Below are 13,209 nucleotides of genomic sequence, written 5' to 3'. Positions count from 1 at the left end.
AATGAGACTCCTAGTTTTTCTGGCGGCTGGATCTCGATTCGATTTCCCTTTCTGTATTTCCTTTGATTGTTCGGCGGAGGCCGGTCGACGATCGCTTCGGCATTCCACCCGTGATATCCCCGGCCGGTGGGAGACGGGCGTCGGCCGGGAACGAAACGGGGCCGCGTGGACATCCTCCGCACGGCCCCGTCGCTCTTCTCTCCGATCCGTTCACGCCTCCCACAGGGGGCGGCCGACGTAGTCGCCCTCCTCGCAGCCCGGCGGCAGGGCGAACACGGCNGAGCCGACGGTGGTGACCCACTCGTTGAGCAGGTCCAGCTCGTCCAGCTTCCTCTGGATGGGGACGAACTGGCGGGCCGGGTCGGCCTGGTAGGAGGCGAACAGCAGGCCCGCCTCGGGGTCGGCGGTGTCGCGCAGGTCGTAGTTGTAGCCGCGGCGGAAGATCCGCTCGTCGGGGTCGCCGGTCCGGGCGCGGCGGATGTGCGAGAACGCCGGGATGACGGTGAGCCCGTCGCCGTCGGTGGCCTCCAGGTCCACCTCGTCGTGCTCGTTCTCCCCGCCCAGCGGCGCCCCGTTGTCCAGGCGGCGGCCCACCGCCGCCTCGCGGGCGGGCCGGTCCACCTCGTCCCAGGTGTCGAGGTCGGTGGCGATCCGGCGCAGCACCAGGCTGGTGCCGCCGTTCAGCCACGCCGGGCCGTCGCCGCCCCACACCAGGCGCTCGAAGTCCTCGCTGCCCGGCTTCAGGTTGACGGTGCCGTCCACCTGGCCCATCAGGTTGCGCATGGTCGTGCCGTCGGGCTGGGCGCCGTGGGAGCGGCGGAACCCGCTCTGCGACCAGCGCACCCCGGCGAAGGGCCGGGCGCTCTTCATCAGCGAGCGCACCGCGTGCGAGACGGTGACGGGGTCGTCCGCGCACACCTGCACCACCAGGTCGGCCTCGCCCCACTCGGGGCGGAGCCGGTCGTGGTCGAACCCGGGCAGCGCCCCCAGCCACTCGGGGACCGCGCCGGGGTCCACCCGCTCCACCAGGCCCCGGCCGAACCCGAACGTGACGGTCAGGCGCGCGGGCACCTCGGCGAGTTCGGGTTCGGTGTCGGTGAGGGTGGGCCTGCCCTGGGTGAGGCGGGCGGCGTCGTCGCTGAGCATCACCATGAGGCGGCGCGCCCGTTCGGCGTCGGCGCTCTCTTTGAGGTTCAGCGCGAGGAAGGTGCCGTGGGCCTGGGGCGGGGTCTCCACCCCGGCCTGCCTGCGTCCGTGGAAGGGGACCGTGTCCGGGCCGTGGAGCACGGCCCCGGCGGCCGCGGCCTGCTGCTCGGGGTCCGCCCACAGTTGGTGGGCGGCGGTGGCCCCCGCCGCCCCGATCCCGGCGGCGCCGAGCCCCGCGGCACCGCCCAGGAGCAGGCCGCGGCGGCTCGGGCCGCTGCTCTGGTCAGCGCCCATCAGTGGTCTCCGTGCTCCTCCGTGTCGTCCATGGACTCGGACCCCTCCATGCCCTCCATGTCGTGGTCGCTGTGGTCACCGTGGTCGCCGTGGTCCTCGCCGCCGTCGTACTCCTCGTTGGCGCCGCTGTAGGGGCGGACGGGGGCGGTGAAGTCGGCGGTGGAACCGTCGGCGAACTCGACGGTGACGGTGATCTCCTCACCGGCCTCCAGGTCGCGGTTGAGCTCCATGAGCATGATGTGGTTGCCGCCGGGCTCCAGGGTGTAAACGTCCCCGGCCGGGATGACGAAGCCGCCCTCGATCTCGCTCATGGTCATCTCGGAGCCCTCCATGTACCCCTCGTGCAGCTCGACCATGTCGGCGGCCTCGACCTGGGCGGCGACGATGTTGGCCTCGGCGTCGGAGGTGTTGCCCACCTCGCCGAAGACGGCGGTCATACCGTCGTCCTGGGTGGCGGCCTTGATCCACGGGTCGGTGATCTCGAAACCGTCGGCGGCGGTGGCCTCCGCGGCCGGCGCCGGACTCGCCGTGTCCTCGGGCGCGGCCTCGTCCTCGCCGCCGGAGTTGGCGCAGGCGGTGGCGGCGAGCGCGAGCAGCGAGGCGGCGGCGACGGATCGGATCGTGTACTGGCGCATGGATAACCCTCGTGTGTCGGGCCGACGGACGCGGCCGTTCACCCTGGGGGTCGGACGGGGGCGGCGCCCGGTTCCCGGCGATCGCGTAAAAATCTCCGCACATGGGAACGGCCCGCGCCGGAACGAACCGGTCGCGGGCCGTGGCCGGGGCCCGGTCAGGTGCGGCGGGGCCTGCGCCTGCCGACCTTGATCGTGCTCGGCGGGGTCGTGTGGGCGCCGCCGTGCACCTTCACCTCCAGCAGCCCCTCGTCGTAGTTGGCCTCGATGTCGCTGTCCCTGACGCCCTCGGGGAGGCCGATCTCCCTGCGGAAGGCGCCTGTGAACCGCTCAGAGGAGTAGTACACGACGTCGTCGTCGTCCCGCCGCCGCTCCCCGATGATGGTGAGGGCGTGCTCGCTCAGGCTCACGGAGAAGTCCCCCTCGCGCACCCCGGAGATGTCGCAGCGGATGATGAGGTCGTTGCCCTGGGCGAGGATGTCGGTGGGCGGGCTCCAAGCGTCGGCGTAGCCGCGCTCGGCCTCCCCGGCGTGGCCGACCTCGGGCGAGGACATGGTGTCGGAGATGCGGGTCATCTCGGTGATCAGGTCGGCCACCCCGTGGAAGGGGTTGCTGAACTTCTTGGGGCTCATTCAGGTCTCCTGCGGTTCTCGGTGGGTCCGTGTGGTCTCACGCCGTGGGCGGGCGTTTGGCCCGGCTGCGCTCCTCCGGGCCGAGGTCTCTGACGCGGCCGGGGGGTGGCTCCTCGGCCAGGGCCTTGATCAGTCCCCACACCATGAACAGCAGGATCAGGGCGAAGGGCAGGCCGGTGACGACGGAGGCCGCCTGGAGCGCGGACAGGGCGGACTCCCCGCCCAGGACGAGGAGGATGAGCGTGACCGCTCCCTCGGAGAGGGCCCAGAACGCCCGCTGGGCCCGCTTGGGGTGCGGGTCGCCGCCGTTGGTCAGGGTGTCTACCACCAGCGATCCGGAGTCGGAGGAGGTGATGAAGAAGACCGTGACCACGACGATCAGCAGCAGCGCGATGGTGTCGCCGAGCACCGGTGCGAAGTCCAGCATCAGGTCCACCATGCGGAACGCGCGTTCCTCCTCGGCCAGGGTGGACAGCCCGGCGCCCTCGAAGAGTTCGTAGTACAGGCCGGAGCCGCCGAACACGCCGAACCACAGGACCGAGACCCCCACCGGGGCGAACAGCGCGCCGACGACGAACTCGCGGATGGTGCGGCCGTAGGAGATCCGGGCGAGGAAGATGCCGACGAAGGGGGCCCAGGAGATCCACCAGCCCCAGTAGAAGATGGTCCAGGCGGAGGTCCAGTCGGCCGCTTGCTGGTCGGCGAGCGGGCTCGGCCAGGACAGGCTCAGCGGGATCACGCCGGCGAGGTACTGGCCGGCGGCGCTGACCGTGCTGGAGATGATCCACAGCTTGGGGCCGAACACGAACACGATGATCATCAGCGCGAACGCCAGCCACAGGTTGATCACCGACAGGCGGCGGATGCCCTTGTCGATCCCGGCGAGCACGCTGAGCAGCGCGACGCAGGTGACGACGATGATGATGACCGACTGCGCGAACGGGTTGACCGCGATCCCGAACACGTGGTTGAGGCCGCCGTTGATCTGGAGCGTGCCCAGGCCCAGGGACGTGGCCAGACCGAAGAGGGTGCCGAAGACGGCCAGGATGTCGACGATGTGGCCGGCCCACCCGAAGGCGCGGTCGCCCAGCAGCGGGTACAGCGCCGAGGCGGGGCGCAGCGGCAGCCCCTTGCGGAACGCGAAGTAGCCGAGGGAGAGCCCGAGCGCGATGTAGATCGCCCACGGGTGGAAGCCCCAGTGGAACAGGCTCAGTGACAGCGCCTCGTGGGCCGCCTCCACCGGGGGTGCCTCCCCCTCCTCGACCAGGTAGTCGGAGTTGCGTGGCCAGGTCAGGTGGTGCACGGGTTCGGACACGCCCCAGAACACCAGGCCGATCCCCATGCCGGTGGTGAACAGCATGGCGAACCAGGCGACGGTGCCGAACTCGGGGCGCGAGTCGTCGGGGCCCAGACGGATGCGCCCGAACCGGCTGAGCATGAGGAAGACGGCCAGGCCGAGGAAGAACGTGGTGGACAGGACGTAGAGCCAGCCGAGCTTGGACCCGATCCAGTCGCGGGTGCCCTCCGCAGCCGCCAGCAGTGCGTCCGTGGCGGCCACGCCGATGACGACGAAGGCGATGATGACGGCACTGGAGACGAGGAAGACGGGTGGGTTGGTGTGTTCCCGGAGGTACTGACGCAGGGTTGAGATAGTGGCTCCTTCCCAAGCCCCGGGGACGTCGTCATGCCCTGTCGGCCGGGACGGCGGTCAGCGTTCGTGTGACGATCGCGAGTGGGTTTGCGCAGGTCAAAGCCACCCTGTGTCGGATGCTAGGCCGATCGCGCGGAGATGTCCCGGAATGCGAATAAGCAGAGTTTCACCGACAAAACATGACAAGAAGGGTCAGAGGGGCTGGCCGGGCAGCGCCCGGTAGGCCTCGGAGAGCCTGGCGATGAGGGGCGGGCACGGCAGGCGGACGCCGTCGATCGTGGTCACCGGCCGCACGCCGGTCGCGGCGTTGGTGGTGAACGCGCCCGCCAAACGCAGGCCCGCCGCGGCGGTGACCGGTCGGGTGGCGACGGGAACGCCCATGTCGCGGGCGGCCTGCCCGACCAGGCGTGCGGTCACGCCGTTCAGGCTCGGCCCCTGGGGCCACACGATGCCGCGTCCGTCCAGGAAGCCGATGTTCCAGGTGGGGCCCTCGCAGATCCGGCCGTCCGGACCGATGAACAGGGCGTCGTCGTGGCCGTCGAGCTGGGCGGCGCGGCGCTGGCGGATCGTGGAGAACAGGGAGGTGCTCTTGACCTGCGGGGTGTCGCGCGTGAAGAGCCGGGTTCCCAGGCGCAGCGGGCGCGGCGGCGCGTCCGGGGCGGGGGCGGGCCGGGTGGTGACCAGGATCTGGGGCAGGGCGGGGGCCGCCGGCCGGCCCAGGTCCAGGTCCGGGTCGAAGACGCTCACGCGCACCACGCGGGGGGAGGGGCTGGAGCGGGCGGCGCGCCGGACCAGCTCCCGGACCCGGACCAGGTCCAGGTCGGTGCCGAACAGGGCGCGGCAGTCGTCGGCCAGGCGCGCGGTGTGCAGGTCCAGGCCGCGTACGCGCAGGTCCGTGACGAGCATGGTGGTGAAGTGCCCGTAGCCGTAGAGGGCGAGGCCGGCGAGTTCCCCAGCGCCGACCGGGCGTCCGTTCAGTTCCATCGCGTCACCATCATGGCACTTCGGGACCTTGAGCGGTCCCGGTTCCGTGCAGGTGCGGCCGGACTTCCTCAGGTGTGCGGGCGCGGGGCGCGCGCGACACCGTCCAGCACGGTGCCCACGCGCTCCAGCCAGTCGGCGATGACGGCGAGGTCGTCGTCGGTGTAGTCGGCGTGCAGCCCCACCATGGCCTCGCGCATGCCGGTGCCGGAGGCGGTGTCGGGGCGGCCCGAGCCCGGGGTGAGGCGTACGGCGACCTTGCGCCGGTCCCGGGGGTGCCTGGTGCGCTCCACCAGTCCGCGCTGTTCGAGCCGGTCCAGGACGCCGGTCACCGAGCCGGTGGACATGCACAGGCTCTCGGCGATCTCGCCGGGGGTGAGTGTGCCCGAGACCTGGAGCAGGGTGAGGCACTGGAAGTCGGTCGGGTTCATCCCGCTGGAGTCGGCCATCCGGTGCAGCAGGCGCACCAGTTCCACCGCGAGCCGCTGGCCGCCCTCCTGGAGCGCGGTGTAGAGCGCGGCTCGCCGCCCCTCCTCCGGCCCCCCGCGCTCGTGGCGGGGAGAGGATGAGGCAGGCGCGGTGTCCATGGTTCCTCTCTCGTTCACGGTACGGGTGCTTTCCGGCTGTTCTTGGAAGTGTAGGACGTCTCCGGCTCGCGGTGTCCGGGTGATCCGGGCGCGGCGGTCCCCGTCGGACGCGGTTGGTCCGGCCATGATAGGGAAGTAGTTCGGTTACCGAGATTTATGAAATCTGAACTATTTTGTCCGAAACGACACAAGGTGCACACGGGAGGACACCGTCAACTCCATCCTGAACGCTGACACGCGCTCCCCCCGTGAGGAGCGCGCATCCGGGGACGTCGGAGCGGCTCTGGACGACGCCCTGCGCCGCTACCTGGCCCACAGGCTCCGCGAGGCCGAGGAGATCGATTCCGGGTTCCCCCCCGGACTGGCCGGGACCACCGTCGGCTTCACACTGGACGGCGGCAAGCGGATGCGCTCCCGGCTGGCATGGTGGGGGTGGCTCACCGGAGGCGGTGCGATCGCCGGGGACCCCGCGGACGCCGCCCTCCACGCCTGCGCCGCCCTGGAACTCATCCAGACCTGCGCCCTCGTCCACGACGACGTGATGGACGGCTCCCCGACCCGCAGGGGCCGCCCCTCGGTACACGCCGGCCACATCGCCGAGCACCGGGCCGAAGGGCTCGCCGGTGAGCCCCGCCGCTACGGTGAGGCACTGGCCGTGCTGGTGGGCGACCTGGCCCTGGTCTGGGCCGATGACATGCTCTCCGAGGCCCTGCCCGGGGTGCCCGAACCCGAACGCGCCCGTGCCGTGTGGCGCCGCCTGCGCACCGAGATCATGGCCGGGCAGTTCCTCGACGTCCGAGCCCAGGCGCGCCGCGAGCGCTCGGAGGAGGCCGCCCTGCGGGTGGACCTGCTCAAGACGGCGTCCTACAGCGTCGAGCGCCCCCTGCACCTCGGTGCGGCGATGGCCGGTGCCGACGCCGCCACCGTGGACGCGCTGCGCGGCTACGGCCGGGACGTCGGCGTCGCCTACCAGTTGCGCGACGACCTCCTCGGGGTCTACGGAGACACCGCCCGCACCGGCAAACCGGTGGGGGAGGACGTTCGCGAGGGCAAGTGCACCCTGCTCCTGGCCACCGGCGTGCGTCTGGCCCGCGAGCGGGGGGACGCCGCCGCGTCGGCCCTGCTGGACCGGGTGGGCCTGCCCGGTGCGGCCCCCGACCCCGCCGAGGTGGCCCACGCCCTGGACCGCGTCGGCGCCCGCGACCTGGTGCGGCGCAGGTGCCGCGATCTCTCCGCGCGCGGCCTGGCCCGGCTGGAGGGGGCCGGTGCCCCCGGACCCGCACTGGAAGGACTGCGCGGCCTGGCCGCCCTGACCTCTGAGGAGCCCTCGTGAAGCGACGAGAACCGGTGGTCGTGGTGGGGGCCGGACTGTCCGGGCTGGCCTGCGCCCTGCACCTGCTTGGTGCCGGCCGGGAGGTCACCGTCGTCGAGCGCGAGGACCACCCGGGCGGTCGCGCCGGACGGCTCGACCTCGACGGCTTCCGGATCGACACCGGACCCACCGTGCTGACCATGCCCGACCTGATCGACGAGGCCCTGGGTGCGGTGGGCGAGAGCGTCGCCGACCGGCTCGACCTGGTGCCGCTGGACCCGGCCTACCGAGCGCGCTTCGCCGACGGTTCCACCATCGACGTGCGTACCGGCCGCGAGGAGATGGCCGCCGAGGTCGCCCGTGTCGCCGGGGAGCGCGAGGCCGACGGCTACCTGAGGCTGCGCGACTGGCTCACCCGCCTCTACGAGGTGGAGATGCGCTCGTTCATCGACGCCCGGGTGGACTCGCCGCTGGACCTGCTCCGCCCCGACCTGCTGCGGCTGCTGGCGCTGGGCGGGTTCGGCAGGCTCGCCCCGGCCGTGGGGCGTCGCGTGCGCGACGAGCGGCTGCGCAGGATCTTCTCCTTCCAGTCGCTGTACGCGGGCGTGGCCCCCGAGAGCGCCCTGGCCGCCTACGCCGTCATCGCCTACATGGACACCGTGGCCGGGGTGTACTTCCCCAGGGGCGGGATGCGCGCCCTGGGCGAGGCGCTGGCGGGTGCGGTCGCCAAGGCCGGGGGCACCCTGCGCTACGGCGACCCCGTCACGCGGCTCGAACGCTCCGGCGACCGGGTCACCGCCGTCGTCACCGGCAAGGGGGAGCGCCTGCCCTGCGGCCAGGTGGTGCTCACCCCCGACCTGGCGGCCGCACACCGGATGCTCGGCCACACGCCCCAGCGCCCGGTGCCCCTGCGCCACTCGCCCTCGGCGGTCGTACTGCACCTGGGCACCGACCGCACCTGGCGGGGGTGGGGCCACCACACGATCTCCTTCGGCGGCGCCTGGCAGCGCACCTTCACCGAGATCATCCGGGACGGGACCACCATGAGCGACCCCTCGCTGCTGGTCACCCAGCCCACCCGGACCGACCCCTCCCTGGCCCCCGAGGAGCGCCACCTGCTGTACGTGCTCGCCCCCGCCCCCAACCTGTCCGCCGGCGGCATCGACTGGGACCGGGAGGGGCCGCGCTACCGCGACCACCTGGTCGGGGTCCTGGAGGAGCGCGGGCTCACCGGACTGGGGGACTCGATCCGCGCCGAGCGGCTGGTCACCCCGGCCGACTGGGCGCGGCAGGGGCTCGCGCACGGCACCCCCTTCTCGCTGGCGCACACCTTCGCCCAGACCGGCCCCTTCCGCCCCCGCAACACCGTTCCCGGCACCGCCAACGCGGTCCTGGCCGGGTGCGGGACCTCACCCGGCGTCGGCCTGCCCACCGTGCTGATCTCGGGCAAGCTCGCCGCGGCCACGGTGGTCCGCCGGGCGGGAGGGCGCCGATGAGTACCGCGACGGCCGAACTGGACGCCGCCGGGATCACCGGGGCACGGCTGCGCGAGTCCTACCTCCGGTGCCGGGACCTGCACGCCCGCCACGGCCGCACCTACTTCACCGCCACCCGGGTGCTGCCCCCCGACCGCCGACCCGGTGTGCACGCCTTGTACGGGTTCGCCCGGTGGGTGGACGACATCGTCGACGAGCCGCCACCGGAGAGCACGGCGCGGGACCGGGCGGCAGCCCTGGACGGGATCGGCGCCGACCTGGAACGGGTCCTGTCGGGCGTCCCCGCCGACGATCCGGCGAACGCCGAGGTGCTGGCGGCCCTCGCACACACGGTGGAGTACTACGGGCTGCCCCGCGCCTACTTCACGGCGTTCCTGGACTCCATGCGCATGGACCTGACGGTCACCGCCTACCGCGACCTCGACCACCTGCGCGAGTACATGTACGGTTCGGCGGCCGTGATCGGCCTCCAGGTGCTGCCCGTCCTGGGCACGGTCGCCCCCCGCGAGGAGGCCGCTCCGCACGCCGCCGCGCTGGGCGAGGCCTTCCAGCTCACCAACTTCCTGCGCGACACCGCCGAGGACCTGGGGCGCGGCCGCGTCTACTTGCCCGGGGACGTGCTGGCGGCGCACGGCGTGGACCGCGCCCTGCTGGAGCACTGCGCGCGGACCCGGGCCCCGCGGCCGCGGGTACGGGAGGCCCTGGCCGAACTGGTGGAGGTCAACCAGGACGTCTACCGGTGGGCGGAGCCGGGGATCGCCATGCTCTCCCCGGTGGCGCGCCCGTGTGTCTCCACCGCCTTCCGGCTCTACCGCGCCATCCTGGACGAGATCCGCGCCGCCGACTACGACGTGTGGAGCGTCCGGCACCGAGTGTCGGACCTGCGCAAGGCGACCGCGGCCGTCCCCGCCCTGGCCCGGGCGCTGGTCGCCCGCTCCCGCGGCGGCCGGGTGCCGCGCCCCCGCAGCGGCGGGGACGAGCGCTCCGGTTCCCGCCCCTCTGGAGGAGTCACATGACGATGCCCGAGCCCCGTCCCAGGCGTCTGCCCCTGCGCCGCATGCCCGCCACCACCTGGAAGGCCCAGGATCCGACCTGGCGGGAGGCCAGGGCCGCGGTGATCGGCGCGGCCCTCAAACGCGCGCTCGCCCGGCCCTCGGGCAACTGGTTCGTGCTGGCAGCCAGCACCGAGGTGCGCTCCGACCGGCCCTTCGGGCGCGTGGTGGCCGGCACCGAACTGGTGGCCTGGCGCACACCGGACGGGACCGCACGCGTGGGTCCGGGGGCCTGCCCCCACATGGGGGCGCCCCTGTGCCGGGGCGCGGTGGACTCCGGGCGGCTGGTCTGCCGGTGGCACGGCCTGTCCCTGGGCGAGGAGGGCTTCCCCGGGTGGAGCCCCTACCCGGTCCACGACGACGGCGTCCTGGTGTGGGTGCGCCTGGACCGGGAGGGCGGCGAGGAGCCCACCCCCGAACCCGTGGTGCCCCACCGGCCCGAGGGGTCGCGGAGCCTGGCCGCGGTGGAGAGCCTGGCCGGGCGGTGCGAACCCGAGGACGTGGTGGCCAACCGGCTCGACCCCTGGCACGGCTCGTGGTTCCACCCCTACTCGTTCGTGGGGCTGAGGGTGGCCGAGGTGCCCGAGGGCGGCGACCCCGACCCGGACCGGATGGTGGTGGAGGTGGGTTTCCGTGTGGCGGGCCGCTGGGGCGTGCCGGTGCGCGCCGAGTTCCACTGCCCCGGGCCGCGCACCGTCGTCATGCGCATCATCGAGGGGGAGGGGCTGGGCAGCGTGGTGGAGACCCACGCCACGCCGCTGGGCACGGACGGGCGCGGAGTGCCGCGCACGGCGGTCATCGAGGCCACCGTCGCCACCTCAGAGCGCCCCGGGTTCGCCCTGGCCCGCCGTGCGGCGGGGGCACTGGTGCGCCCCGCCGTGCGCGCCGCTGCCCGGCGGCTGTGGCGGGACGACCTGGCCTACGCCGAGCGGCGCTACCTGCTGCGCAGTTCCGGGCGCTGGCCCGGGTGAGCGCGGGGCGCGCCCCGCGCTCACCCGGGTGATCCGCTCGGTGCGCATGTCGGGACCGGTGGCGCGTGGCCGCAAGGGGGCCCGCCACCGGCGGCGCTGTGGGGCCGCGCGGCCCCACAGCGGACGTCATCGGCGCGTCGGCCGCCGCGCCCACCGCGCCAGGGCGCGCAACGGCGCCGACCTGCCGCGCCGGGGCACGGTCCACACCGTGTGCCCGGGCCGCCCCCACCGCTCCAGCAGCGCGTTGGCGGCGAGCAGGCCGCTGGTGGCCGCCCGCTCCATGAGCGCCACCGGCAGGTCCGTACGCACGTGGTCGCCGGCCACCACCACGAACGGGTCGGGTGAGCGCACACCGCACCGGTCCCGGTAGCCGCCCGGCGGGAACAGCGGGCAGTCGGCGCGCGTCTCGTGCCGCGAGTCCACCGCGCGGGCACCGGCGAGTTCGGGGTAGACCGCGCACGCCTGCTTCCACAGCGCGCGCCGCTCCGCACCGGGGTCGCCCCCGGCCTCCAGCGCGTAGGCGTGCAGTTCCACCACCGAGCCGCCGGTGCGCCGCGCCCATGCCCGCGCCTCGTCCTCGTAGCGCTCCAGCACGCTGATGTTGTCCAGCGAGGGGTGGCCCGCCGTGCCCAGGAAGGCGGGCCGGTGCGGCCGCACCGGGCGGTCGAGCCAGTACCGCGACACCAGGAACGGCGGCGCGGTCTCGATCCGGGCCACCCGGTCGCGCCAGGGGCCATCGCCCAGGCCGGGCGAGGCCGCCACCAGGCCGCGGGTGCCGCCGGGGTCCGCGGCGAGCACCACGGCGTCGGCACCGGTGCTGGCGACGGCCCCCGACGTATCGCGCGTACGCACCGAGAACCGGTGCCCCCCACCGCCCGGTGCCACCGTCTCGACGGCGTGGGACGTGTGCAGGCGCACCCCCAGCGCGGCCAGGTGTGCCGCCAGCGGGTTCCACAGGGCCCGGGGGAAGGGCGAGCGCGGCACGTCGAAGGCCAGCCCCTCGGACGAGCCGAGGAAGTAGATGTGGAACATCACCGCCAGTTCGGCCGCCGACAGCCGCTCCGGGGCGCAGAAGAAGCTGCGCGTGAACACCTCGAAGGCCAGGTGCCGGGCCCGGGGCGGGAAGCGGACCGCGTCCAGGAGGTCGCGGGAGCTCAGGTGGTCCAGCCGCTCGTAGGCGCCGGGCACGTCCACGTCCAGCAGCTGCAGGGCGGCGGGGACGTTCACCCGGGCCAGGTCGCGCGCCGGGAAGCTCGGGCTGGTGGCGGCGAGCGCGGCCGCGTTCCACGGCGGTACGGGGGGCAGACCGGCGAAGCGGTCACGGGGTCCGTCCCGGTGCACCAGCGGGTAGTCGGGCAGCGCGACGAGGCCCTCCAGGGCCGGGTCGGCCCGGCGCAGCAGGGCGCGCAGGTTGTAGTACTGGCGGAAGAACGCGTGGAACCCCCGCGTCATGGTCGCGGTCGAGCCGTCGGCCAGAGTCGTGGACCAGCCGCGCAGACGCCCGCCGAGCGACGGCTCGCTCTCGAACACCGTCACCTCCACGTCCCGCTCGGCCAGCGCGCAGGCGGCCGTGAGCCCGGCGATGCCGCCGCCCACCACGGCCACCCGGGGGGTGGACGCGGTGCGCGGACCGGTCGGCGGGGCGGGCGCGAGCGCCTCGGCCAGCGGGTCGCGCACCCGTCCCGGCCCGGTGGTGTCAGCGGCCACCCTCGACCTCCTCGGGGCGCAGGCCCGCGAAGGTGTGGGTGATCCCGTACTGCCAGCCGGGCAGCGGAGCGCTGGCCACCGACACCAGGCCCGCGCGGCGCATCCGCTCCAGGAGGGCCTGGCGGCCGTCGAATTCCAGCACGCCGCGCCACAGGTACCGGAACAGGTCGCCGCGGCCCGTCAGCGCCCGGCCCGCGGGGATGACCACCCCCCAGCACACCGCCGACCACACCGCGCGCGCGGCTACGGAGTCGGCCACGGAGTATTCGTGCAGGACCAGCCGCCCGCCCGGCCGGAGCAGGTCGCGCACCGTCGACAGCAGCGCGTCGGGGGCGGGGCAGTTGCGGATCAGGTAGGCGCCGAACACGGCGTCCACGGGCCCGCCCAGGTGCTCGGCGGCCCACTGCGGGGTCAGGTCCTCGGCGCGCGCCCGGTGGAAGGAGACCGAGTCGGGCCACGGCTTGGCGCGTGCCGACTCCAGCATGCCCTCGGAGGCGTCCACCCCGGTGATCCGCGCGTGGGGGAGCACGTGCAGCAGCGCCTTGGTGGAGGCGCCCGTGCCGCACCCCAGGTCCAGGATCCGCAGCCCCTCGCCCGTGCCGTCCAGTCCCAGGCGGCGGGCGGAGATCCGCAGGTGGGTGTGGTAGCCGGGGTTGGCCGCCACGAGGCGGTCATAGGCGTGGGCCGCGTGGTCGAACTCGGCGGTGACCGGTTCGCCCTTCAGGGCTGCGGTGTTCACAGGGGCCTC

The 13,209-nt window shown here is 73.8% G+C and carries 12 protein-coding genes; 4 read left to right on the top strand and 8 right to left on the bottom strand.

Annotation, left to right across the window (positions count from 1 at the left end):
* Positions 1-210: 210 nt before the first annotated feature.
* The 6 genes from B042_RS0115990 to B042_RS0115965 all read right to left on the bottom strand — a co-directional run bounded on the left by B042_RS0115990 (position 211) and on the right by B042_RS0115965 (position 5,923).
* The gene (locus tag B042_RS0115990; protein ID WP_028649167.1) at positions 211-1,440 is read right to left on the bottom strand and encodes a Dyp-type peroxidase; all 1,230 of its coding nucleotides are present in this window, start codon (positions 1,438-1,440) and stop codon (positions 211-213) included.
* Complete coding sequence (locus B042_RS0115985) at positions 1,440-2,075, bottom strand: copper chaperone PCu(A)C (RefSeq protein WP_028649166.1); 636 nt, start codon at positions 2,073-2,075, stop codon at positions 1,440-1,442. Before B042_RS0115985 ends, B042_RS0115990 begins: the two co-directional genes overlap by 1 nt.
* A gap of 155 nt (positions 2,076-2,230) precedes the next feature.
* Positions 2,231-2,704: an Hsp20/alpha crystallin family protein gene (locus B042_RS0115980; RefSeq protein ID WP_028649165.1), complete on the bottom strand. Its 474-nt coding sequence runs from the start codon at positions 2,702-2,704 to the stop codon at positions 2,231-2,233.
* Between the two features lie 37 nt (positions 2,705-2,741).
* Complete coding sequence (locus B042_RS23465) at positions 2,742-4,346, bottom strand: BCCT family transporter (RefSeq protein ID WP_051415742.1); 1,605 nt, start codon at positions 4,344-4,346, stop codon at positions 2,742-2,744.
* 201 nt (positions 4,347-4,547) lie between these two features.
* Entirely contained in the window at positions 4,548-5,339 is a 792-nt protein-coding gene (locus B042_RS0115970; protein WP_028649164.1) for an aminotransferase class IV, read from the bottom strand.
* Between the two features lie 68 nt (positions 5,340-5,407).
* A complete protein-coding gene (locus B042_RS0115965; RefSeq protein WP_028649163.1) occupies positions 5,408-5,923 on the bottom strand; it encodes a MarR family winged helix-turn-helix transcriptional regulator in 516 nt (171 codons plus the stop codon).
* A gap of 223 nt (positions 5,924-6,146) precedes the next feature.
* On the opposite strand from B042_RS0115965, the gene B042_RS0115960 reads away from it, so the two are divergent.
* Genes B042_RS0115960 through B042_RS0115945 form a run of 4 tightly spaced genes read left to right on the top strand, consistent with a single transcriptional unit; the run spans position 6,147 to position 10,754 of the window.
* Positions 6,147-7,256, top strand: coding sequence for a polyprenyl synthetase family protein (locus B042_RS0115960; RefSeq protein ID WP_304412548.1), 1,110 nt, complete (start codon positions 6,147-6,149; stop codon positions 7,254-7,256).
* A 14-nt stretch (positions 7,257-7,270) separates the two neighbouring features.
* Entirely contained in the window at positions 7,271-8,731 is a 1,461-nt protein-coding gene (gene crtI, locus B042_RS0115955) for a phytoene desaturase family protein (protein WP_028649161.1), read from the top strand.
* Entirely contained in the window at positions 8,728-9,747 is a 1,020-nt protein-coding gene (locus B042_RS0115950) for a phytoene/squalene synthase family protein (RefSeq protein ID WP_028649160.1), read from the top strand. Before crtI ends, B042_RS0115950 begins: the two co-directional genes overlap by 4 nt.
* Entirely contained in the window at positions 9,744-10,754 is a 1,011-nt protein-coding gene (locus tag B042_RS0115945; RefSeq protein WP_028649159.1) for a DUF5914 domain-containing protein, read from the top strand. Before B042_RS0115950 ends, B042_RS0115945 begins: the two co-directional genes overlap by 4 nt.
* 126 nt (positions 10,755-10,880) lie before the next feature.
* On the opposite strand, the gene B042_RS0115940 is transcribed toward B042_RS0115945, so the two are convergent.
* Positions 10,881-12,461, bottom strand: a complete 1,581-nt coding sequence (locus B042_RS0115940; protein WP_028649158.1) for an FAD-dependent oxidoreductase — start codon at positions 12,459-12,461, stop codon at positions 10,881-10,883.
* Positions 12,451-13,200 carry a methyltransferase domain-containing protein gene (locus tag B042_RS0115935; protein WP_028649157.1) on the bottom strand — a complete coding sequence of 250 codons (750 nt, stop codon included), beginning with the start codon at positions 13,198-13,200 and terminating at the stop codon, positions 12,451-12,453. The genes B042_RS0115940 and B042_RS0115935 overlap by 11 nt, the downstream gene beginning before the upstream one ends.
* Positions 13,201-13,209: the final 9 nt, after the last annotated feature.

Source organism: Nocardiopsis sp. CNT312 (assembly GCF_000515115.1).
Taxonomy (GTDB): domain Bacteria; phylum Actinomycetota; class Actinomycetes; order Streptosporangiales; family Streptosporangiaceae; genus Nocardiopsis.
This window is presented reverse-complemented; position numbering and strand designations above follow the sequence as displayed.